This window comes from Methylobacterium sp. Leaf125 (genome assembly GCF_001423085.1).
In the GTDB taxonomy this organism is placed as follows: domain Bacteria; phylum Pseudomonadota; class Alphaproteobacteria; order Rhizobiales; family Beijerinckiaceae; genus Methylobacterium.
The window spans coordinates 16,183-38,288 of sequence record NZ_LMNU01000048.1 but is presented as its reverse complement, the minus strand read 5'-3'; the positions used below and the strand labels follow the sequence as shown (position 1 = coordinate 38,288).

22 protein-coding genes and 1 pseudogene are annotated in these 22,106 nt (G+C 71.4%); 12 read left to right on the top strand and 11 right to left on the bottom strand.

Annotated elements, in window-relative coordinates; all coding sequences use genetic code 11:
• The first annotated feature begins 620 nt into the window (after positions 1-620).
• Positions 621-1,217: an adenylyl-sulfate kinase gene (gene cysC / locus ASF58_RS23135; protein WP_055958294.1), complete on the top strand. Its 597-nt coding sequence runs from the start codon at positions 621-623 to the stop codon at positions 1,215-1,217.
• A 56-nt stretch (positions 1,218-1,273) separates the two neighbouring features.
• Here the strand turns inward: cysC and ureG are convergent, their stop codons facing one another.
• From ureG to ASF58_RS23105, 6 genes are read right to left on the bottom strand one after another with little or no spacing between them, the layout of a single operon-like run.
• The gene (gene ureG, locus ASF58_RS23130; RefSeq protein WP_055958291.1) at positions 1,274-1,888 is read right to left on the bottom strand and encodes an urease accessory protein UreG; all 615 of its coding nucleotides are present in this window, start codon (positions 1,886-1,888) and stop codon (positions 1,274-1,276) included.
• A gap of 23 nt (positions 1,889-1,911) precedes the next feature.
• On the bottom strand, positions 1,912-2,586 hold the full coding sequence (locus tag ASF58_RS23125; RefSeq protein WP_055958288.1) for an urease accessory UreF family protein: 675 nt from the start codon (positions 2,584-2,586) through the stop codon (positions 1,912-1,914).
• Positions 2,579-3,118 carry an urease accessory protein UreE gene (locus ASF58_RS23120; RefSeq protein WP_055958285.1) on the bottom strand — a complete coding sequence of 180 codons (540 nt, stop codon included), beginning with the start codon at positions 3,116-3,118 and terminating at the stop codon, positions 2,579-2,581. Before ASF58_RS23120 ends, ASF58_RS23125 begins: the two co-directional genes overlap by 8 nt.
• Positions 3,119-3,167: 49 nt before the next feature.
• Complete coding sequence (locus ASF58_RS23115; protein ID WP_055958283.1) at positions 3,168-3,551, bottom strand: DUF29 domain-containing protein; 384 nt, start codon at positions 3,549-3,551, stop codon at positions 3,168-3,170.
• 6 nt (positions 3,552-3,557) lie between these two features.
• On the bottom strand, positions 3,558-5,285 hold the full coding sequence (gene ureC / locus ASF58_RS23110) for an urease subunit alpha (RefSeq protein ID WP_055958280.1): 1,728 nt from the start codon (positions 5,283-5,285) through the stop codon (positions 3,558-3,560).
• A gap of 4 nt (positions 5,286-5,289) precedes the next feature.
• Positions 5,290-5,910, bottom strand: coding sequence for an urease subunit gamma (locus tag ASF58_RS23105; protein ID WP_055958277.1), 621 nt, complete (start codon positions 5,908-5,910; stop codon positions 5,290-5,292).
• A 206-nt stretch (positions 5,911-6,116) separates the two neighbouring features.
• Here ASF58_RS23105 and puuE point away from each other — a divergent pair.
• The 7 genes and pseudogenes from puuE to ASF58_RS23070 form a co-directional block, all read left to right on the top strand.
• Positions 6,117-7,010: pseudogene (gene puuE / locus ASF58_RS23100) on the top strand (allantoinase PuuE); the annotation flags it as partial.
• Between the two features lie 15 nt (positions 7,011-7,025).
• On the top strand, positions 7,026-7,676 hold the full coding sequence (gene rutR / locus ASF58_RS23095; protein ID WP_055958271.1) for an HTH-type transcriptional regulator RutR: 651 nt from the start codon (positions 7,026-7,028) through the stop codon (positions 7,674-7,676).
• Between the two features lie 255 nt (positions 7,677-7,931).
• Positions 7,932-9,089: a pyrimidine utilization protein A gene (rutA, locus tag ASF58_RS23090; RefSeq protein WP_055958268.1), complete on the top strand. Its 1,158-nt coding sequence runs from the start codon at positions 7,932-7,934 to the stop codon at positions 9,087-9,089.
• Positions 9,089-9,841 carry a pyrimidine utilization protein B gene (gene rutB, locus ASF58_RS23085; protein ID WP_055958265.1) on the top strand — a complete coding sequence of 251 codons (753 nt, stop codon included), beginning with the start codon at positions 9,089-9,091 and terminating at the stop codon, positions 9,839-9,841. Before rutA ends, rutB begins: the two co-directional genes overlap by 1 nt.
• Positions 9,842-10,167: 326 nt before the next feature.
• Entirely contained in the window at positions 10,168-10,557 is a 390-nt protein-coding gene (gene rutC / locus ASF58_RS23080) for a pyrimidine utilization protein C (RefSeq protein ID WP_055958262.1), read from the top strand.
• Positions 10,558-10,563: 6 nt separating this feature from the next.
• Positions 10,564-11,343, top strand: a complete 780-nt coding sequence (gene rutD / locus ASF58_RS23075) for a pyrimidine utilization protein D (RefSeq protein ID WP_055958259.1) — start codon at positions 10,564-10,566, stop codon at positions 11,341-11,343.
• A 134-nt stretch (positions 11,344-11,477) separates the two neighbouring features.
• Complete coding sequence (locus tag ASF58_RS23070) at positions 11,478-11,957, top strand: flavin reductase (protein WP_055958744.1); 480 nt, start codon at positions 11,478-11,480, stop codon at positions 11,955-11,957.
• Positions 11,958-12,140: 183 nt separating this feature from the next.
• On the opposite strand, the gene ASF58_RS23065 is transcribed toward ASF58_RS23070, so the two are convergent.
• From ASF58_RS23065 to ASF58_RS23055, 3 genes are all read right to left on the bottom strand, one after another.
• Positions 12,141-12,392: a hypothetical protein gene (locus ASF58_RS23065; protein ID WP_055958256.1), complete on the bottom strand. Its 252-nt coding sequence runs from the start codon at positions 12,390-12,392 to the stop codon at positions 12,141-12,143.
• A gap of 416 nt (positions 12,393-12,808) precedes the next feature.
• The gene (gene pucL, locus ASF58_RS23060) at positions 12,809-13,651 is read right to left on the bottom strand and encodes a factor-independent urate hydroxylase (protein WP_055958253.1); all 843 of its coding nucleotides are present in this window, start codon (positions 13,649-13,651) and stop codon (positions 12,809-12,811) included.
• Positions 13,652-13,685: 34 nt separating this feature from the next.
• Positions 13,686-14,993 (bottom strand): nucleobase:cation symporter-2 family protein, encoded by a 1,308-nt coding sequence (locus tag ASF58_RS23055; RefSeq protein ID WP_244477477.1) that lies wholly within the window; start codon positions 14,991-14,993, stop codon positions 13,686-13,688.
• 250 nt (positions 14,994-15,243) lie between these two features.
• On the opposite strand from ASF58_RS23055, the gene ASF58_RS23050 reads away from it, so the two are divergent.
• Positions 15,244-17,208, top strand: coding sequence for an alpha/beta hydrolase domain-containing protein (locus ASF58_RS23050; protein ID WP_055958248.1), 1,965 nt, complete (start codon positions 15,244-15,246; stop codon positions 17,206-17,208).
• On the opposite strand, the gene ASF58_RS23045 is transcribed toward ASF58_RS23050, so the two are convergent.
• Both ASF58_RS23045 and ASF58_RS23040 read right to left on the bottom strand, forming a co-directional pair.
• Positions 17,199-19,793 (bottom strand): EAL domain-containing protein, encoded by a 2,595-nt coding sequence (locus ASF58_RS23045; protein WP_055958245.1) that lies wholly within the window; start codon positions 19,791-19,793, stop codon positions 17,199-17,201. The genes ASF58_RS23050 and ASF58_RS23045 overlap by 10 nt on opposite strands.
• Before the next feature lie 227 nt (positions 19,794-20,020).
• Positions 20,021-20,401, bottom strand: coding sequence for a hypothetical protein (locus tag ASF58_RS23040; RefSeq protein ID WP_055958243.1), 381 nt, complete (start codon positions 20,399-20,401; stop codon positions 20,021-20,023).
• Between the two features lie 164 nt (positions 20,402-20,565).
• Here ASF58_RS23040 and uraD point away from each other — a divergent pair, with 164 nt between their 5' ends.
• From uraD to ASF58_RS23025, 3 genes are all read left to right on the top strand, one after another.
• Entirely contained in the window at positions 20,566-21,447 is an 882-nt protein-coding gene (gene uraD, locus ASF58_RS23035; protein ID WP_055958240.1) for a 2-oxo-4-hydroxy-4-carboxy-5-ureidoimidazoline decarboxylase, read from the top strand.
• Between the two features lie 153 nt (positions 21,448-21,600).
• On the top strand, positions 21,601-21,798 hold the full coding sequence (locus ASF58_RS23030; protein ID WP_055958237.1) for a hypothetical protein: 198 nt from the start codon (positions 21,601-21,603) through the stop codon (positions 21,796-21,798).
• Between the two features lie 38 nt (positions 21,799-21,836).
• A complete protein-coding gene (locus ASF58_RS23025; RefSeq protein ID WP_082513272.1) occupies positions 21,837-22,103 on the top strand; it encodes a hypothetical protein in 267 nt (88 codons plus the stop codon).
• Positions 22,104-22,106 lie beyond the last annotated feature (3 nt).

Here is a 22,106-nt window from a genome sequence, read left to right as displayed (position 1 = left end):
CCGGCGCGGCCGCCAGCCAGGTGCTGGGCGCCGCCTCGGAGCTCTCGCGCCAGTCCGAGCATCTCAGCGCCGAGGTCCAGCGCTTCCTGGCCACCGTGCACGCCGCCTGAGCGGCACCGGAGGCCGTTACGAACGGACGGACCACGGACAGACGGACAAGGAAGGGCCCGGTGCGTTCCGGGCCCTTCGTCGTTTCGGGTTCAAATCCGGACCCGGACCTGCGCGTTTCGAACCCGACCGTTCCGGCCGTCGGGGGTGACAGCGGCCCCCACCCCTGCCAAAGTTCCGGCAAGGTTCGTCACGCAGAGCCGAGCCCGGACGATCCCCCGGCGCGGATGGCCATGAGGGTCGAACCGTCCGGCGTCCCCTCCGCGAGGCGCCGTCACGACCCATGACCGAGACAGCCGCCGGTGGCCCCCGCGCACACCGGAGTACGCCATGGGCCGCGGTCACGCGGCTTCCTGGCACGAGGGGTGGCAGGACGCGCCGCGCGCCGTCCGAGCCGCCCCGACGACGGGGCATCGCGGTTGCCGCGACGCGTCGATGCGCAACCGCGATCCGGCCCAAGCCCGGCGCGTGACACGCGCCCTCGAGGAGAACCGAGCCGAGTGCAAGGCTGCATGACATCGACGAACCTGACACCGCACGTTCTTCAGCCCCGCGAGAATCGCTGGATCCAGCTTCGGCAACGCCCGGTCATCGCGTGGTTCACGGGCCTGTCGGGCTCCGGAAAGTCGAGCCTCGCCAATGCCGTCGACCAGGCTCTCACCGCGCAGGGCCGCCACACCATGCTGCTCGATGGCGACAACCTGCGCACCGGGCTCACGCGCGATCTTGGATTCAGTCCCGCGGATCGCGACGAGAATGTGCGCCGGACCGCCGAAGCCGCCGCTCTCATGGCCGAGGCCGGCCTGATCGTCCTGGTCTCGCTGATCTCGCCCCTGCGCGCCGAGCGCGCCCAGGCCCGCCGCATCGCCCGGGACCTGCCCTTCCTCGAAGTGTTCGTCAGCACGCCCCTGGCGGTCTGCGAAACCCGCGATCCCAAAGGCCTCTACCGGCGCGCCCGCACGGGCCAAATCCCGGACTTCACGGGGATCTCCGCCCCCTATGAGACGCCGGACGCCCCGGAGCTGATCCTCACCACCGAGAACCGCTGCGTCACCGCCTCCGCAGAGCCCCTGCTGGACGCGCTGCTGCGCCTCAGCGCCTGGCCCTGACCGGCCGCGCCGCGCGGTGAGGGCCGGTGGGCTCGCGCGGAGCTGACTGCGACCGGCTAGCTCAGCCCGCCCGCCTCCACCACGAAGCGCGCGATGGCGTCCGCCCCGTGGCCGTCGCGCAGGGACGAGAAGACGTAGGGCCGGGCGCCGCGCATGCGCTTCGTGTCGGATTCCATGATCCCGAGATCGGCGCCCACCAGGGGTGCGAGGTCGGTCTTGTTGACGATGAGAAGGTCCGAGCGGGTGATTCCGGGGCCGCCTTTGCGGGGGATCTTCTCGCCCCCCGCCACGTCGATGACGTAGAGGGTGAGGTCGGCCAGCTCCGGCGAGAAGGTGGCCGCGAGGTTGTCGCCACCGGACTCGATCAGGATGAGGTCGAGCTTCGGGAAGCGCCGACGCATCTCCGCCACCGCCGCGAGGTTGATTGAGGCGTCCTCGCGGATCGCCGTGTGCGGGCAGCCGCCGGTTTCGACGCCCATGATCCGCTCCTCCGGCAGGGCGCCGGCCACGGTAAGGAGGCGGGCATCCTCCTTGGTGTAGATGTCGTTGGTGATCGCGCAGATTTCGTAGGTGTCGCGGAAGCGCTTGCAGAGCTGCTCCATTAGGGCGGTCTTGCCGGAGCCGACGGGGCCGCCGATGCCGACGCGGAGGGGGCCGTTGGGAGAGGTCATCGCAGGGTCCTCAAGAGGTGTCCTCAGGAGCGGAAGATCCGGGAATACTGGGTCTCGTGCCGGAACGAGCCGAGGTCGAGGTTCAGGGTGGCGCTGCCGAGATCGTCGCGCCCGAGGGCCGGGATCGTCGCGGCGAGCGCCGTCACCCGCGGCGTCAGCGCGGCGATGATCCGGGTGCCCGCGCTCTGGCCGATGGGTGCGCAGCGCAGGGCCGCCGAGACGAGGTTCTGCAGGAAGGCGAGGCCGAAGCCGGCGAGCACCGGGGCCAGGGCCATCCGGTGGGCACCGGCCGCGAGGCCGACGGCCACCGGGTAGGCCACCGCCCCGTCGAGGGTGGCGGCGAGGCGGTCGAGATCAGGGGTGCCCCAGGCCGCCACGGTGGCGTCGAGGAAGCTGCGGCCCTGCTGGCTCGTCTCCAGGTGCAGCTCGCGCGAGGGGGCCAGGGCGAGGGTGAGGTCGTTGAGCTCGGCCAGCGTCCGCGCATCCCCGGCCAGCGCCGCCGCATGGGCTTGGCTGAGAAGGATGAGGTCGTTGCGGCCCGAGCCGTGCGCGAGCACGTCGGCGAGCCAGTCCGTGAGCGAGGCCTCGCCGCCGACCTCGCCGCTCTCCACCGCCCCTTCGAGCCCGTGCGAGTAGGCATAGGCGCCCACCGGATAGCCCGGCGACAGCCACGCCATCAGGCGCAGGGCCTCAATCATGAGGGTGCGCGGGGTCGTGGCGATGGCCGTCGTGGGGGTGCGCGGGGTCGTCGTGCGAATGGCCGTGATGGTGGTGGCCGTGATGGTGCTGGCTCGCGGCCTCGCCCGCATAGGCGCCGCCCTCCGGCCGGAACGGGCGCTCCACCGCCTCGGCGCTGCCGCCCAAACCCCGCACCATCTCGGCGAGCACGTGGTCGAAGGCGATATAGACCGCGTCGGCCCCGATCTCGGCCGGGATGTGCCGGTTGCCGATGTGCCAGATCAGGCGCTTCAGGGCGTGGTCGTCGGGGGCGCGGATCTCCAGCAACGGCTCCGGCGCGGCCTCAACCCAGACCAGCCGCCCATCCTGCAGCACCAGGGCGTCGCCGTCGTCGAGGATCGCGGGCTCCGGCAGGTCGAGGAGGAAGGACAGGCCGCCCACCGTGCGCATGGCCATGCGCCGGCGATGCCGGTCGCCGTGGTCGAGGACGATGCGGTCGACGATCTCGCCGGAGAGGGCGTCGCGGCGCAGGACTTTCGTGGCGCGGATCATGGGGCGTGGGACGATACGGTGCGGGCGGTCATGGGTCGGGCAGGGCTCATCAGGTGAAGCGGGGCTCGAGGGCCCCCGGATAGACGCTGTCGTCCAGAACCTGCGCCAGGGTATAGGGACAAGCCGGCGGAAAAGTCTGTTCCGCCAGCCCGGACTCGTCCGCTGCGCGAACGCGCCCCAGGTGACAGGCCTTCGACAGAACCGTCTCCGGCCAGGCCCGGAGGCTCGGGCCGACGTCGAGAAGACCTTCGATCTGGAGGCGTTGCATTTCCTCGGCAAGGTGGTGCCAGTCGATGTCCTGCCGTCGCTTCGCGCGCAGCAGGGCGGCCTGATCCTGCGCCCACAGGTAGAGGTCGGTCTCGGAGAGGTCGTGCCCCTGGGATGGGCTGGCGGCAGCCTTGGACAGGGGGGCCTCCGCGGGCGTCGAACGCATCCGACCTCAAAACAGGAAGTATCGCTGCGCCATCGGCAGCACCTCGGCGGGCTCGCAGACCAGGAGTTCGCCGTCGGCGCGGACGTCGTAGGTCTCGGGGTCGACCGCGATGTCGGGCGTCGCGTCGTTGAGGATCATGCTCTTCTTCGAGATGCCGCCGCGGACGTTCTCGACGGCGACGAGGCGCTTCTGCAGCCCGAGGCGCTCGCCGAGCCCGTCCTCGATCGCGGCCTTCGAAACGAAGGTCAGGGCGGTGGCGAAGGGCACCCGGCCGAAGGACCCGAACATCGGGCGGTAATGCACCGGCTGGGGCGTCGGGATCGAGGCGTTGGGATCGCCCATCGGCGCCGTGGCGATGGCGCCCCCCTTGATCACGAGGTCGGGCTTCACCCCGAAGAAGGCCGGCGTCCACAGCACGAGGTCGGCGAGCTTGCCCGGCTCCACCGAGCCGATATGGGCCGAGACGCCGTGTGCGATGGCGGGGTTGATGGTGTACTTCGCCACGTAGCGGCGGGCGCGCAGGTTGTCGTTGCCGCTCGCGTCGCCGGGCAGGGCGCCCCGCTGGCGCTTCATCTTGTCCGCCGTCTGCCACGTGCGGATGATGACCTCGCCGACCCGGCCCATGGCCTGGCTGTCCGACGACATCATCGAGAGGGCGCCGATGTCGTGCAGAATGTCTTCGGCCGCGATGGTCTCGCGGCGGATGCGGCTCTCGGCGAAGGCGAGGTCTTCGGGAATCGCCGGGTCGAGGTGGTGGCACACCATCAGCATGTCGAGATGCTCGTCGATGGTGTTCTTCGTGTAGGGCCGCGTCGGGTTCGTCGAGGACGGCAGGACGTTGGCCAGCCCCGCCACCCTGATGATGTCCGGCGCGTGGCCGCCGCCCGCCCCCTCGGTGTGGAAGGCGTGGATGGTCCGCCCCGCGAAGGCCTTGATCGTGTCCTCGACGAAGCCGGATTCGTTGAGGGTGTCGGAGTGGATCATCACCTGCACGTCGTACAGGTCGGCCACCGTCAGGCAGGTGTCGATGGCGGCCGGGGTGGTGCCCCAGTCCTCGTGCAGCTTGAGGGCGCAGGCCCCGGCCCGGATCATCTCGACGAGGCTCTCGGGCCGCGCGGCGTTGCCCTTGCCCGCGAAGGCCAGGTTCATCGGGAACGATTCCGCCGCCTCGATCATCCGGGCGAGGTGCCACGGTCCCGGGGTACAGGTGGTGGCGAAGGTGCCGTGCGCCGGGCCGGTGCCGCCGCCCAGCATGGTGGTGACGCCCGAGCAAAGGGCCTCGTCGATCTGCTGCGGGCAGATGTAGTGGATGTGGCTGTCGAAGCCGCCGGCCGTGAGGATCTTGCCTTCCCCGGCAATGACCTCGGTGCCGGGTCCGACCACGATGTCGACGCCCGGCTGGATATCCGGGTTGCCGGCCTTGCCGAGCTTGGCGATCCGGCCCTTCACCAGGCCGACGTCGCACTTCACCACGCCCCAATGGTCGAGGACCACCGCGTTGGTGATGACGGTGTCGACGGCACCGTCCTGGTTGGTGACCTGGGACTGGCCCATGCCGTCGCGGATGACCTTGCCGCCGCCGAACTTCACCTCCTCGCCGTAGGTGGTGTGGTCGCGCTCCACCTCGATCACCAGCGACGTGTCGGCGAGCCGGATGCGGTCGCCGGTGGTGGGGCCGAACATGTCGGCATAGGCGGCGCGGGGGAGGGCGGCGCGGGGGGGCATGTTGGACATGGTCTCAGAGCGCTCCCATCACGTCGCCGCGGAACCCGTAGACGGTGCGGCCTCCGCCCAGCGGCACCAGCACGACCTCGCGGGTCACGCCCGGCTCGAAGCGCACCGCCGTGCCGGGGGCGATGTCGAGGCGCTGGCCGCGGGCCTTCTCGCGCTCGAAGGTCAGGCCGGGATTGACCTCGTAGAAGTGGTAGTGCGAGCCGACCTGGATCGGCCGGTCGCCGACGTTGGACACCGACAGGAGGGTGCGGGGAGCGCCCTCGTTGAAGACGATCTCGCCCGGCAGGGTGGTCACGGTGCCGGGCACCTCGGCCGAGGCCGCGCCTCGGATCGGGTGGTGTACGGTCACGAGCTTGGTGCCGTCCGGGAAGGTCGCCTCGACCTGGATGTCGTGGATCATCTCGGGGATGCCGTCCATGCACTGCTCGGCGGTAAGCACGTGCCCGCCGGCCTGCATCAGCTCCGAGACCGAGCGCCCGTCCCGGGCGCCCTCGACCACGAAGTCGCTGATCAGCGCCACCGCCTCGGGATAGTTCAGCTTCACCCCGCGGCTGAGCCGGTTGCGGGCCACCTGTGCGGCCATGGCGAGGAGGAGCTTGTCCTTTTCGCGTGGGGTCAGGAGCACGGGGAACCTCGGAGGTTGGGCGCGGACGTGTCGGACCCGGGAAGGCAAGGACCGTGCGCGGCGGGGCCGCGCGCCGGGAACGCGGCGCGCATGGATGCATCCCTGGAGAGCGAGCGCAAGCGCGACGCGGGCCGCCCTCCGGTTGACAGGATGCGGGCCCCGGCCGAACAGCGGAGTCGACCTCACCCCGCTCCAAGGGCCGGCCGTTGACCTATCCCCGCGACCTCGTCGGCTACGGCCGCAATCCGCCGCATCCGCGCTGGCCGGACGGCGCGCGCATCGCGGTGCAGATCGTGCTGAACTACGAGGAGGGCGGCGAGAACTGCATCCTGCACGGGGATGCGGCCTCCGAGGCCTTCCTGTCCGAGATCGTCGGGGCGCAGCCCTGGCCGGGCCAGCGCCACATGAGCCTCGAATCCCTGTTCGAGTACGGGTCGCGGGCCGGGTTCTGGCGGCTCTGGCGGCTGTTCCAATCGCGAAAGATCCCCGTGACCGCCTTCGCGGTCGCCACCGCGCTCGCCCGCCACCCGGACGTCGCCGCGGCCATGAAGGAAGCGGACTGGGAGATCGCCTGCCACGGCCTCAAGTGGATCGACTACCGCGACTTCACCCGCGCCGAGGAGAAGGCGCACATGGACGAGGCGATCCGCATCCACACCGAGATCACGGGGGCGCGCCCGCGCGGCTGGTACACCGGGCGCTCCTCGCCCCACACCCTCGACCTCGGGATCGCGGCCGGGATGACGTACCTCGCCGATTCCTACGCCGACGACCTGCCGTACTGGATCGACGAGCCCAGCGGCCGGGGCCTCGTGGTGCCCTACACCCTGGATGCCAACGACATGAAATGCGCCGCCATCCAGGGCTTCAACACCGGCGACCACCTCTTCACCTACCTGCGCGACACCTTCGATGCCCTCTATGCCGAGGGTGCGGAGGCGCCCAAGATGATGTCGGTGGGCCTGCATTGCCGCCTCGTTGGCCGGCCCGGGCGAATCGGCGCGCTGGTCCGCTTCCTCGACCACATCGCCGCCCACGACCAGGTCTGGGTCGCCCGCCGCATCGACATCGCCGAGCACTGGATCCGGCACCACCCGCCGGCCTAAGGCATCGCCATGCGCGAGATCCGCACGGACGCCGCCCCTGCGCCCGCCCGCCGCCGCCGCAAGGACGGGGAGGCGCGGCGCGTGGCCATCCTCGATGCGGGGCTCGCGCTGTTCTCGGGCCTCGGGCTGCACGGGGCCAGCGTGGAGGGCATCGCCGAGCGGGCCGGGCTCTCGAAGACCAACCTGCTCTACTACTTCCCCTCGAAGGAGGCGCTCTACGTCGCGGTGTTGCGCCGGGTGCTGACGGTCTGGCTCGATCCGCTCCAGGCCTTCGACGCCGACAGCGAACCGGCCGCGGCGTTCCGGGGCTACATCCGCGCCAAGCTCACCCTGTCGCGGGACGCGCCCCAGGCCTCGCGGCTGTTTTGCCTGGAGATCGTCCAGGGCGCCCCCCTGCTGCGCCCGGAGCTCGAGGGCTCCCTGCGCGACCTCGTCGAGGCCAAGGCCGCGATCATCCGGGGCTGGAGCGCGGCCGGGCGGATCGGCCCGCACGACCCGCATCACCTGATCTTCTCGATCTGGGCGATCACCCAGCACTATGCCGACTTCGCCGTGCAGGTGGAGGCCGTCACGGGGCGGGGCCTCGACGACCCGGACTTCTTCGAGCGCACGGTCGCCAGCACCCAGGCCCTGATCCTGGCCGGCCTCGGCCTGCGCTGACCCGGCGCGATCCGCTGCCGCCCTGGGCAGGAGGCGCCCAAACGACCGGCAGAACGGGGAGAGTTTAGGCAAGCGCCCGAAAACCCCCTCGCGAGAGTTTGACCATCCGGTCCGAATGGGGTTGGATCGTGGAGGCCGGAGACGATCCACAGTCTCCGCCGCCGTCCCGAAGCGCCCTGGACTGGTTTTGTCCGGGTCATGCCTTCGTCGGAGTCCCGCCTGACAGCGGGTTCTGCCCGCGCGAACGAGGTTGCCATGAATGTCGGCGTCTTCATCCCGATCGGAAACAACGGCTGGCTGCTGTCGGAGAACGCGCCGCAGTACAAGCCGAGCTTCGAACTGAACAAGGAGGTGGTTCTGAAGGCCGAGGGCTACGGGCTCGACTTCGCGCTGTCGATGATCAAGCTGCGGGGCTTCGGCGGCAAGACCGAGTTCTGGGACCACAACCTCGAATCCTTCACCCTGATGGCGGGTCTGGCGGCCGTGACCAGCCGGATCAAGCTGTTCGCCACGGCCGCCACGCTGTGCATGCCCCCCGCCATCACGGCGCGGATGGCCGCGACCATCGATTCGATCTCGAACGGGCGCTTCGGCCTCAACCTCGTCACCGGCTGGCAGCGGCCGGAATACGCCCAGATGGGCCTGTGGCCCGGGGACGAGTATTTTTCGCGCCGCTACGAGTACCTCTCGGAATACGCGCAGGTGCTGCGCGACCTGTGGGAGACCGGGGTCTGCGACCGCAAGGGCGAATTCTTCCAGATGGACGATTGCCGCCTCAGCCCGCGCCCGCAGGCCGAGATGAAGATCATCTGCGCCGGCCAGTCCAATGCCGGCATGGAGTTCACGGCCCGCTACGCCGACTACAACTTCTGCTTCGGCAAGGGGGTGAACACGCCGACCGCCTTCGCCCCCACGGTGGAGCGGCTGGAAGCCGCCAAGGTTGCGATGGGAACGGCCGCGGCGGGAGCGGCGGCGACGGGAAAGGCGGCGACGGGGCGCGCCGTCTCCTCCTACGTGCTGTTCATGGTCATTGCCGACGAGACCGACGAGGCGGCTCGGGCCACCTGGGAGCACTACAAGGCCGGCGCCGACCAGGAGGCGATCGCCTGGCTCGGGATCCAGGGCGCCGCCGACACCAAGTCGGGGTCCGACACCAACGTGCGCCAGATGGCCGACCCGACCTCGGCCGTGAACATCAACATGGGCACGCTGGTGGGCTCCTACGCCGAGGTGGCGCGGATGCTCGACGAGGTCGCCACGGTCCCGGGCACCGAGGGCGTGCTCCTGGTGTTCGACGACTTCCTCGCGGGCCTCGACGCCTACGGCACCCGCATCCAGCCCCTGATGACGAGCCGCGCGCACATCCAAGCCGGGGCTGACGCGTCGGCCGAGCCGATGGCGCAGGTGGCGTGATGGACGGCATCACCAGGCCAGCCGGCTATACCGATCCGCAGGGACGCCAGGGCGGCATCACCCTGGCGGCCCGGCCGGAACCCATCGCCTTCGACGGATCCGCCACCGCGCTCATCGTCGTCGACATGCAGAACGCCTACACGACGCCGGGGGGCTACCTCGATCTCGCCGGCTTCGACGTCTCCGGCACCGGGCCGGTGGTAGAGCAGATCGCCCGGGCGGTGCGGGCGGCGCGGGCGGCCGGGATCCGGATCGTCTGGTTCCAGAACGGCTGGGACCCGGACTACGTCGAGGCCGGAGGCCCGGGTTCGCCGAACTGGCACAAGTCCAACGCCCTCAAGACCATGCGGGCCCGGCCCGGGATGAACGAACGCCTGCTGGCCCGGGGCACCTGGGACTACGCCCTGGTGGATGCCCTCAGGCCCGAGCCCGGCGACATCGTGCTGGGCAAGCCGCGCTACAGCGGCTTCTACAACACCCAGCTCGACAGCCTGCTGCGCGCGGCCGGGATCCGCACCCTGGTCTTCACCGGCATCGCCACCAACGTCTGCGTGGAATCGACCCTGCGCGACGGCTTCTTCCTCGAATATTTCGGCATCGTGCTGGCCGACGCCACCCATCAGGCCGGCCCGCCGGCCCTGCAGGCGGGGGCACTCGCCAACATCGAGACCTTCTTCGGCTGGGTCTCGGACGTCGCAGCCTTCGAGGCGGCCCTCGGGCCGGACCTTCGACGAACGGCGGCGACCGAATAGGGCGGCCCGCTCCTCCCGGTGCGGGCGTGTCGGCGCACGGGCGGGAAGGCCGCGCACACGGGTCCCTCTCGTTGTGGCGCGAGGGACGGCCCGCCGAAGGGGGAGGGAAGAACCCGCGCCCCAGCGAGACCTGGCAGGACACCTGGCAGGACACCTGGCAGGACACCTGGCAGGACACCTGGCAGGGCGTGCCAGGACGCCCGACGAACCTGCAGGACCTCGCGGAACGCGGGCTCCCTTCCTCATCCCCCATCCCATCGTGCGTCCCGGTTCCACCAGGACATCTGAAACGATCCCACGCTGACGTAGCCCAGGAGCCCCCGACGATGCCCAAGACCGCGATCATCCCGCCCGGCACCGGCAAGCCGCTGGCGCCCTACGTCCCCGGCACCCTGGCGGACGGCGTACTCTACGTCTCGGGCACGCTGCCCCTCGATGCGGAGGCCAACGTCGTGCACGTGGGCGACGCCGCCGCCCAGACCCGGCACGTGCTGGAGACGATCAAGGGCGTGGTCACCGCCGCCGGAGGCAGCATGGACGACGTCACCTTCAATCACGTCTTCCTCAAGGACTGGGCCGACTACGCCGCCATCAACGCGGTCTATGCCGAGTACTTCCCCGGCGAGAAGCCGGCGCGCTACTGCATCCAGTGCGGCCTGGTGAAGCCCGACGCCCTGGTGGAGATCGCCTCGGTGGCGCATGTGGGCGGGGCCTGAGGCGGCATGGCCGGATCGCTCCACCATGCCGTCCACGGCAGCGGCGACCGCACCGTCCTGCTCTCGCCGGGCCTCGGCGGCTCGGCCGCCTACTTCGCGCCGCAGATGGCGGCGCTGACCGCGCGGTTCCGCGTCATCACCTACGACCACCGCGGCACAGGCCGCTCGGGTGGAAGCCTGGAGCCTGGCCACGACATCGCCGCCATGGCCCGGGACGCCCTCGCGGTGATGGACGCCTGCGGGGTCGAACGCTGCGACCTCGTCGGGCACGCCCTCGGGGGCCTGATCGGCCTCGAACTCGCCCGGACCTCCCCGGAGCGCCTCGGCCGCCTCGCCGTGGTCAACGGCTGGGCGAGGGCGGATTCCGCCACGAAGCGCTGCTTTGCCGCCCGGAAGCTGCTGCTGGCCGAGAGCCCCGAGGCCTATGTCCGGGCGCAGGCGATCTTCCTCTACCCGGCCCCGTGGCTTTCGCAGAATGCCGCCCGGGTGGCCGAGGACGAGGCGCATGCCCTGGCGCAGTTCCCCGGCCGCGAGACCGTCCTCGCCCGGATCGCCGCCCTCGAGGCCTTCGACCTGACGGTGGATCTCCCGGACCTCCCGCACGAGACCCTGGTGATGGCGGCGGACGACGACGTCCTGGTGCCCTATCTGTGCTCGGAAGACCTTGCGCGCGGCCTCCCGAACGCGCACCTCGACCGGGTCCCCAGCGGCGGCCACGCGCACAGCGTCACCCGCGCCGACGCCTTCAACCGGACGCTCGTGGCGTTCCTCGACCGACAGGAGTGATCCCCGTGAGCCAGACGCGGCCGAGCCAAGCGGCGCTTTCTTCCGGTGAGGCCGACACCTTTGCCGTCGAGGCCGGCACCCTGCCCGTGGTGGCCTATGCCCCTCCTGTGGCAGCCGACGCCTTCCGCGGCGCCATGGCGCGCGTGGCCAGCGCCGTCCATCTCGTCACCACCGATGGCGCGGGCGGCCGGGCCGGCTTCACCGCCTCGGCGGTGTGCAGCGTGAGCGACGGGCCGCCGACCCTGCTGGTCTGCATCAACCGGTCGTCCTCCGCCTACGCGGCGGTCAGCGTCAATGCGGGCCTCTGCGTCAACACCCTGGCGCACGACCAATCCGGGGTCGCCGCGGCCTTCGGGGGGCGTACGCCGATGGCGGTACGCTTCGAGGCCGGCACCTGGACCACCCTGGTCACCGGAGCGCCCGCCCTCCTCGGGGCGTTGACGGCCTTCGATTGCCGCATCGTCGCCCGTCACCCGGTGGGCACCCATGACGTGCTCTATTGCGAGGTCGTGGCGCTCGCCGAGCCGGGCGACGGGCACGGGCTCGTCTACGCCGACCGGGGCTATCACACGGTGCCGCTCGGCGCGGCGCCCCCGCGCGAGGCCGCGGCCTGACGCCGTCTTCAACCGCCGCGTTCCTGGCCGGGCCCGGCGTGAAACCGGGCTCGGCATGAACCGAGGCCCGGCATGAACCGAGGCCCAGCATGAACCGAGGCCCAGCATGAAACGACGAAGGCCGGCGCTCCCCTTCGAGAAGGCCGGCCTTCGCTGCGCGCGGCGCCCGGAAGCGGGCGGGATTTACCAGCGATCGTTGCGACGGGCCCGGACCGAACCGGTGGCGATCTCGTCCCCGTAGCCCCGCGGCACGACGGCCCGGGCGCGGCTGTCGCGCAGCTCATCGAGGTTGCGCGCGGCCGCCTGGCCGGCGAGGCCGCCCGGCGCCACGGCGGCGGGGATGCCCGCGGGGGCGTTGTAGCTCTGCGCGAGGGCGCCCGAGGCGGACAGGCCGAGAGCCACGGCAAGGGCGGCGGTGAGATGGCGATGCGTCATGGCGGACATCCTGGAACGTACGAGTGCCGGGGAGACGCGAAGCACCCCCGCCGAGTTCCTAGAATTTGTGCTTGTCTGCCGCGCGAGACATCAAGACTTGCTTGTTCTCTGTGCAGTGAAGGTGGGTAACGCCTTCATGTCTCAAGACATCGCCCCGTCGGCAGATCTGACGTGTCACGATTTTCCTTGCAATATGAATAGCTTGCCGGAAGCCCGAAGATTTCGACGGCCGTCGGCAGGTTTTGGCACGCGTCTCGATTCGCAGGTGCGACACGGCACGTGGGATGGCCCCCGGATCGTGCGCCGCCGGGGCGCCCCTCCGGCTCTGGGCTCGACCCGTGGCGGGGCGAAGGAGCCCCTGGTGCGAGACCGCCCGCCGATCCGGCCCTCCGGGCTTCGGGGGAGGGTGCCCCCCGTCAGCCGATGCGGCCGATGGTGGCTTCGATCTGGCCGTGCGGCTCGTCGGTGGGCAGGAAGACCTGCCCGCCATGGGCGATGCCGAACGGCGCGAGGTTCATCGGGATGTAGTGTTTGTTGGGCATCGCGAAGTGGATCTCGGCGATGTCCGGCCGGGCGGCCAGCACCGCCTCGCCCATCCGGTACATGCTGTCCTGGACGCCGGCGCTGTAGGTGATGGCGAAGACCGTGATCATCGTGTCGAGGATGCCGGCGTTGGCCGCCGCGGGATCGTCCGGCGGCGCCGTCCAGGTCCAGGTCGCATCCATGCTGGTGGCGCAGATGCGGTCGTCGGTGTCCGGCAGGGTGCGGAACGCGTCGTCGACGAAGTCGGCCCAGCCGGATTCGGTGGTCTTCATCAGGGTGTAGCCGCGCAGGCCCGATTGCAGCACCGACCCGTCCCGGTCGGCCACCAGCCGGACGAAGGGCTGGCCGTTGCCGTCGAGGGTGAAAGTGTGGGGATGCGGCGCGCCGTTCACCATCCGGCGCAGCCAGCGCGTCTCCAGAACCTCGATGGTGACGGCCGCGACCTGGGGGTAGCGCTCCAGGAACAGGGCGGCGACGTGGCCGACGAAGGCTTCGGTCTCGGCCTCGACGTATTGGGCGGCCGTGACGTTGACGATGTTCTTGATGCTGTCGGTCGCGATGACCTGCCGGTTGTCGGCCGCCGTCCAGGACGCGCCGAACGCCCCCTCCAGCAGCACCGTGAGGGTGAGTTCACGCACCGCGTGGCGGGCGCTCGCCCGGGCGAGCCGGAGCACCCGCACGCGGCCCTTGCCGTAGCGTGCCTGCGTCAGCGCCATGATGGGTCTCCTCCGGTGATGGGACGCGAGGCTCTCACGCCTCGGCGGCGTGGGCGAGGCGGGCCGCCGCGGCCCGGGCGCCCGCCCGGCCGCCGAGCCCGTTGAAGAACAGGTTCAGGCTCACGGCCGACAGGGCGGCGAGGAGGATGCCGGATTCCAGCAGCGGATGCAGCACGTCGGGCATCTGCTTGAAGAAGGCGGGCGCCACCAGGGGGATCAGGCCGAAGCCCACCGACACCGCGACGATGAAGAGGTTGTTGCGGTTGGCGGCGAAATCCACGGTGCCGAGAATGCGCGTGCCGGTGGCCGCCACCATGCCGAACATGACGAGCCCGGCGCCGCCGAGGACGCAGGGCGGCACGGCCTCCACCAGGGCGGCGAGCTTCGGGATCAGGCCGAGGACCAGCATCACGACGCCGCCGATCACCGCGACCCAGCGCGAGCGCACGCCGGTGACGCCGACGAGGCCGATGTTCTGCGAGAACGCGGTGTACGGGAAGGTGTTGAACACGCCGCCGAGCACGGTGCCGAGGCCGTCGGCGCGCAGGCCCCGGATCAGGCGCGCCTCGTCCACGGTCTCGCCCGTGATCTCGGCGAGCGCGAGGAACATGCCCGTGGATTCGATCATCACCACCACCATGACGAGGCAGAGGGTGAGGCTGGCCACCAGGTCGAAGCGCGGCGCCCCGAAGGCGAAGGGCCGCACCACGTCGAACCACGGCGCCGCCGCCCGCGACAGGTCGACGAGGCCGAAGGCCCCCGCCGCCGCCATGCCGACCACGATGCCGATCAGCACCGAGGCCGAGGCGACGAAGCCGCGGGCGTACCGGGTCAGGCCCAGGATGACGAGGAGGACGAACAGCGCGAGGCCGAGATAGAGCAGGGCGCCGTAGCGTGGGTTTCCGAGCCCGCCCGCGGCCCAGTTCACGCCGACCCGCATCAGCGAGATGCCGATCACCAGGATGACGGTGCCCGTCACCACCGGCGGGAACAGGGGCAGCAGGCGCCCCACCAGGGGGGCGGCGAGGAGGGCGAACAGGCCCGCGACGAGCACGGCGCCGTAGATGCCCGGGAGCCCGAGGGCCGGGTTGGTGCCCAGGGCGATCATCGGCGTCACCGCCGCGAAGGTCACGCCCATCATCACCGGCATGCGGATGCCGATGCCGGGCAGGCCCCAGCTCTGGATCAGGGTGGCGAGGCCGCAGGCGAACAGGTCGGCACTCACCAGCAGCGCCACCTGCTCGGGCGGCAGCCCGAGGGCGCGCCCGACGATGAGCGGCACCGCCACGGCCCCGGCATACATCACCAGCACGTGCTGCAGGGCGAGCAAACCGAGGGCCACCGGGGGAACCCGGGTGGGCGGGGCGGTCTGGGCCGGGCTGGTCTGAGCAGAGCCGTGATCCACGCGTCGGTCCCCCGTCCCGCGAGCCCCGGGGGGCTGGCGGTCCCGGGGTCCGCAAACCACGTGCCATCCCGGTCCATCGTTGTCCGGCCGATCGCTGCCCGGCAGCGCGCCCTCGACCGCGCGCCGGTCCGGTGTAAGATCCGGTCCAACAGCGCGGCTTGACGCTGGTCGGGTGAGGAACAGGCACATGGTCAGGACCACCGCTCTCGTGGGCGCGCTCTTCTGCGCGGGCCTCGCCCAGCCGGCCCTGGCCCGGGTCACCGCCATCGAGATTCGGACCGTCGAGCCCTTCGCCGACGGCCAGAGCTTCGGCGAGGCCGGCGCCTATGAGCGGGTGATCGGCGTCGCGCGTGGGGAGCTCGACCCGGCCGACCCGCGCAACGCCGGGATTGTCGACCTCATACGGGCACCCCGAAACGCGCGCGGCCTCGTGGAATACAGCACCGACATCTTCATGCTCCGACCGAAGGATCCGGCCCGCGCCAGCGGCACGCTGCTCTACGAGGTGCTCAACCGCGGCCGGAAGTTCCTGTTCAACTGGGTCCTCGACGCGCCCCCGCAGGCAGCCCAGGCGGTGAACGATCCGCGCACCGCCCAGGATGCGGGTACCGCCCTGGTCCTGCGCCGGGGCGACACCGTGGTCTGGTCCGGATGGGAGGCGGAGGCCCTGCGCCAGCAGGGCGGCATGGCGATCGACGTCCCGGTGGCGACGCAGGGCGGGGCGCCCATCGTCGAGACCGTGCGCGACGAGCTCGTCAGCGCTACCCGGGGGCCGCCGGAAGCGCCGTTCTTCCTCACCTTCAAGGCGGCGAACACCGACAAGGCCGGCGCCCGCCTGACCGTGCGCCGCCGGGAGGCGGACACGCCGCGCCGCGTCCCGGACGACGCCTGGACCTTCGCCGGGTCCGGCGAACTCCGCCTCCTGCCCGCCACCGTCAAGCCGGAACCCGGGACGCTCTACACCCTGACCTACCCGGCGGCGAACCCGAAGGTGCTCGGCATCGGCTTCGCGGCCACCCGGGACGTCGTCGCCCATCTCCGCGGACCGGCCTCGTCCGAGAACCCGGCCGGCGGCGCGATCCGCCACGCGGTCGCCCTCGGCATCTCCCAGAGCGGCCGCTTCCTGCGGGACTACATCCACCAGGGCTTCAACCAGGACGAGGATGGCCGGCGCGTCTTCGACGGGATGCTGCTGCACATCTCCGGAATCGGCGGGGTGTATCTCAATGCCCGCTTCGGCCAGCCCTCGCGCACCAACACCCAGCACGAGGACCATCTCTATCCTGAGAACGCCTTCCCGTTTACGGCCGCGACCCAGCACGATCCCGTCACGGGCCGGACCGGCTCGCTGCTGCGCGGGGACGGGTTCGACCCGCTGCTGATGGAGGTCAACACCAGCACCGAGTACTGGCAGAAGGGCGCCTCGCTCCTCACCACCGATCCCCTGGGCCAAACCGACATCGCCCTGCCGGACACCGCCCGGGCCTATCTCGTCTCCAGCGGATTCCACTATGGGCGCGCCGGCCTGAGCGCGGCCCGCGGGCCGTGCCTCCATCCGCGCAACACCCTGAGCCCCGCCCCGGCCCTGCGCGCCCTCCTGGTCGCCCTGGAGGACTGGGTCGCCCGCGGCGTCGCGCCGCCGCCGAGCCGCGTGCCGAATCTGGCGGACGGGACGCTGGTGCCGGCCGCGGAGACCGGGTTTCCCTATATCCCGGGCCTGCGCCTGCCGGATGCCCCGAACGCGATCGCCCGCTTCGCCAGCGCCCTCGATCCCCATCCGGAGAGCGGTCCGCAATACCGCCCCCTGGTGCCGAAGGTCGATGCCGACGGCCACGAGATCGCCGGCATCCGCCTGCCCGACGTCGCCGCTCCGCTCGCGACCCAGACCGGCTGGAACCTCTACGCGGAGCCCTTCCCGGCCGGCGAGCTCTGCGACCGGGAGGGCAGTCGGCTGCCCCTGGCCGAGACCCGGGCGGAGCGCGAGGCGAAGGGGGACCCGCGCCGCTCCCTGGCCGAGCGCTATCCGACCCGGGGCGACCGGACCGCGGCGGTCGCCCGCGCGGCGGACGGCCTGGTGGCGGAGCGGCTGCTCCTGAAGGAGGACGCGGAACGCCTCGTCGCGGCAGCCCGTGCGGCGGAGGCTCAGCCCTGAGCGGCGGCCACGCGCTGCCCCGATGACGCTCCGGCCCGGTCGGCGCGGGCCGCGATGTAGGCGGCCGCCTCCCCCGGCGGCAGCGGCCGGCTGAACAGGAAGCCCTGGACCTGCGTGCAGCCTTCCTGGCGCACGAGGTCGAGCTGCTCCGGCGTCTCGACGCCCTCGGCGACGATGCCCATGCCGAGGCGCTCGCCGATGCCGACCACCGCCCGCACGATCGCGGCGGCATCCGGATCGGCGATGTCGCGGATGAAGGAGCGGTCGATCTTGATCTGGTCGAAGGGGAAGCGGCGCAGGTAGCTCAGGGAGGAGTAACCGGTGCCGAAATCGTCGAGGGCGATCTTGACGCCGCAGCCCCGCAAGCGGTGCAGGCAGGCCAGGACCGCCTCGGCATCCTGCATCAGGACGCTCTCGGTCACCTCCAGCTTGAGGCGGTTCGCTGGGAGGCCGCTCGCGGCCAGGGCCGACAGCACCGCGGCCTCGAGGCCCGGGCGCCGCAACTGCACCGCCGAGACGTTCACCGCGACGCGGATCGGCGCGGGCCAGGCCGCCGCTTCCCGGCAAGCCTCCTGCAGGGCCCAGGAGCCCATGGGCACGATCAGGCCCGTCTCCTCCGCGAGGGGAATGAAGGCGCCGGGCGCGATCTCGCCCTGAACGGGATGGCGCCAGCGCATCAGGGCCTCGAAGCCCACCACCGCCCCCGTCGCGGCATCGACCACGGGCTGGTAGGCGAGACGGAAGGCATCGCGACGGATCGCTTCCTTCATGTCGAGGGCGAGGAGACCCCGCGTGGCGATCCGCGCCCCCGCATCGGGCTCGAACTCCCGATGGGTGTTCCGCCCCGCCGCCTTGGCCTCGTAGAGGGCGATGTCGGCGCGCTGGAACAGTTCGTCCGGGTCACAGTCCAGATCCGCCGCGACCGTCAGGCCGATGCTGACGCCGACCTCGACGCTCTGCCCGTCGAGATCGATCGGCTCGCTCACCGCCGCGATCAGCTGCTCCGCGAGGCAGGACGCCTCCCGCGCTTCGTCGAGATAGGTGAGCACGACGGCGAATTCGTCGCCGCCGAGACGGGCGATGGTGTCGTAGGGCCGCAGGACCGCGCGCATCCGCGCGGCGACGATGCGCAGCAACGCATCGCCGGCCGGATGGCCGAGACTGTCGTTGACGGCCTTGAAGCGATCGAGGTCGCAGGCCAGGACCGCGAAGCCGGTCCGAACCCGGCGCGCATGGGCGATCGCCTGGTCCAGGCGGTCGCGGAACAGCGTCCGGTTCGGCAAGCCGGTCAAGGCGTCGTGCAGCGCCATGTGCCGGACCCGCTCTTCGGCCTCACGCCGGGCGCTGACGTCGCGCAGGGTCGCCACGAAGGTGATCCCGTCCTCCGCCTGCGCATCCGGCAGGACGCGGACGGAGGCCTCGATCCAGACGTAGTGACCCGCCTTGTGACGATGACGCAGGCAGGCGACGAACCGGCCCTCCCGGCCGGCCGTCAGCTGCGACCAGTGCTCCGTCAGGGCCGCGGCGTCATCGGGGTGGCAGAACGCGGCCGCGGTGGTTCCGACGAGGTCCTCCGGCTCGTAGCCGAGGACCGTCCGCACGGCGGGCGAGACGTAGAGGCAGCGCATGGCGATATCGCCGAGGACGATGACGTCGTTGGAATTCTCAGCGAGGAGTCGATAGCGGCCCTCGCTCGCGCGCAGGGCGCTCTCCGCGGTCCGGCGTGCCGTCACGTCGGTGAAGGTCCGCACGAGGCCGCCCCGGGGCAGGGGCAGGGTGCGGACCTGGAGCACGGTCCCATCGGGGCGGACGCGCTCGTAATCGTAGATGCGGGCCTCCGGTGCGCCGTGCTCCAGCCAGGCCCGCAGGGGGTCGGGCAGGTGGGCGAACTCGCCGGACGCCGCCTGGTGGGCCCGGACCATCGCGAAGGGCGCGCCGTCGTAGAGGAGGGCCTCCGGCACGCCCATCAGGGTCGCCACGCGGCGGTTGTAGACCCGGATCCGGTCCGCGGCATCGGTCATCAGCAGACCCTGATCCATGCTTTCCAGGGTCGTGCGGAGGAGGGTGTCCGATGCCTCGGCCCGATGGTGCGCCTGCCGTGCCTCCGACTGGGCGGCGCGCCCGCGCAGGGTCGCCTCGACGAAGAGGGCGAGGTCGGACAGGCGACGGCCCTCGGCCGCACTGAAGCCGGTGCGCGGAACGGTGTCGGCAATGCAGACGGTGCCGGCATGGGTGCCGTCGCCCAGCGCGATCGACACGCCGGCATAGAAGCGCAGGAACGGCGCTCCCGTGACCAGCGGGTTGGCGGCGAAGCGTCGGTCGCGACGGGTATCGAGCACGACCAGGGGCACATGCGCCGCGCCGCGGATCGTGTGGGCGCAGAACGCGATCTCCCGCTGCGTCCCCGGAAGGATCAGGCCCTCGCGGCCGAGGAACCACTGACAGGCCCCGTCCAGTTGCGAGACGAAGGCGTAGCGAACGCCGAAGAGCGCAGCCGCCGTCCGGCATACGGCGTCCAGCTGCGGGTCCGGCGCAGGTTGGCCAAAGACCTCGACAGCTACGGGCTCACTCCGAGACGGCGACACTCCAGCCATTCTCATCACACTCACGGATCTCTCGTCCGCGAAATCTGACACGCAACCTTTAATCGACCCAAAACATCCGAACGCTTGGTGTTGAATCCAACAACCGGCTCGCTTTCATCTCACAGACCGAATCTTCGACTGTATGAAGTCATACAGTATCGCCGGATGTCGATCCGTCCTTCCCCCCAAGTCGGTTTGGGATGCGACGGCCGGGCTCTCGGGCAGGCTCAAGGCGCGCGGGGCGGGCCCTTGCGCAGGTCGTCGTAGAGTCGCTGGACCTCCTGGATCGTCGCGTGGGCCCGGCTCCAGTTCGTCTCGCGAACGTTGGTTTCGGTGAAGGCGCTGTGCGAGGTGCCGCCGAAGCCGTTGAAGACCGTCTCGACCCCGTCCACCCGGTAGTCGATCCGGTAGGAGGGGCTCAGCCCCTCACCCTTGCCCCCGCCCTTGCCCTTTCCGGTCACCCCGATCCGCACCAGGGCGTCGCCATGCCGCTTCTGGCAGAACCGCATGTTCCCGAGGAGCCGGCGCAGGTACTCCTCGGGCTCGGCGAGATCGCCCGCGACCTGGATCAGCGTCGCGTCGGGCGGGAGGTGCGTCTTGCGGATCATGGCTGGCCTCGCTGTCCGTCCGGCATCCATCGAGCGGGCGGGAGCGCCGGCCAGACCACATTTTCGCGCGCCTGGCGATCCTTGCGCCGCCACGCGCCCGCGCCGGATGGCCCGCTGCCTGCTATGGCTTCCCCGGCCCCCGCCCTGCGCAGGATGGATCCGCGATGCCGACCCTCGACGCCCTGAACCAGGCCCCGCACGGTGCGTTCGTCGCCGCCCTCGGGGGCGTGTTCGAATACGCGCCCTGGGTCGCCGAGGCTGCCGCCGCACAGCGGCCGTTTCCCACCGTCGAGGCCCTGCTCGCTGCCCTGCAGGGGGCGGTCGAGGCCGCGCCGGAGGCGGCCCGCCACGCCCTTCTCACCGACCACCCCGGGCTCGCCGGGCGTGCGGCCCGCATCGGCACGATCGCCCCCGATTCCAGCGCCGAGCCGGCGGCCGCCGGCCTCGATCGGCTCTCGGAGGCGGAAGGCGAGCGCTTCGCGGCGCTGAACGCGGCCTATGGCCGGACCTTCGGGTTCCCGTTCATCCTCTGCGTCAGGCGCCATGGCCGCGCCTCGCTGCTGCGCACCGTCCAGGCACGCCTCGCCGCCGACCCGGAGACCGAGCGCCGGACCGCCCTCGCAGAGGTGTACCGCATCGCCGCCCTTCGCCTCGGCACCCTGGTGAGCGGGCCGGGCGCGCCCCGCGTCACGGGCCGGATATCCACCCACGTCCTCGACACCGTGGCGGGCCGGCCGGCGCCGGGAATCCCGGTGGAACTCCACGAATGGGTCTCGGAGACCGAGACCGTCCGGGTGGCCCGCACGGTGACGAACGCCGACGGGCGCACGGACGAGCCGCTGATCGGCGGACGCCCCGTTCCGGTGGCTGCCTACGAGCTGCGCTTCCGCATCGGCGATCACTTCCGCGCCACCTGTCAGGGCCTGCCCGAACCTCCCTTCCTCGACAGCGTCACGCTGCGTTTCGGGGTCGCCGATCCGGAAGGGCATTACCACGTGCCCCTGGTGGCGAGCCCCTGGAGCTACCAGACCTATCGTGGCAGCTGACCGGCCTGAGGCAGCCGCAGCGTCGCGATCCGACAAAGCCTTGTGATATCAGTTCGCTCCGGCATGTCCTTTGCCTGCAACTTGATCGACGCCCAGCCAAGCGGGCCGCAGGGAGGATGGGATTTGACGCCTCGATTTTCGGTTCGGAGCCTGATGGCGCGGGGGTGCGCCGCAGCGCTGCTCGCGGCAGGTCTCCTGGCGCTCGCCCCGGCCGCCCGGGCGCAGGGCACCCTGATCGCGCCGGGAGGCCAGCCCCGGATCACGGCCCCCGGCGGCCTGCGCGGCCGCACCGCCCTCCGCCACCGGCATCAGATCCGCCATCGGTCGGTGGCCCACCGCCGCCACCGTTGAACCCGCCTCGACCACCCGCCTTCAGGAGTCCAGACCGCATGATCCGTGTGCTCAGCCTTCTCAGCCTCAGCCTCTCCCTCGGCCTTGCCGGCCCGGCCCTGGCCCAGAGCGTCGGCGCGCCCGCCGGCATGGAGGGCGCCACCGCCCCGGGGGGAACCGAGGGGCGGGCCGGCCCCCGCAACGAGGCCGAGGCGATCCGCAGCGGCGACGCGATCCCGGTGCCGCCCCGGGCCGGGGGCGTTCCGGTCGAGGAGAGGCCGGTGCGCGGCGGCGAGGCGCCTCCGCCACCGGCCGGACGCCCCTGACGC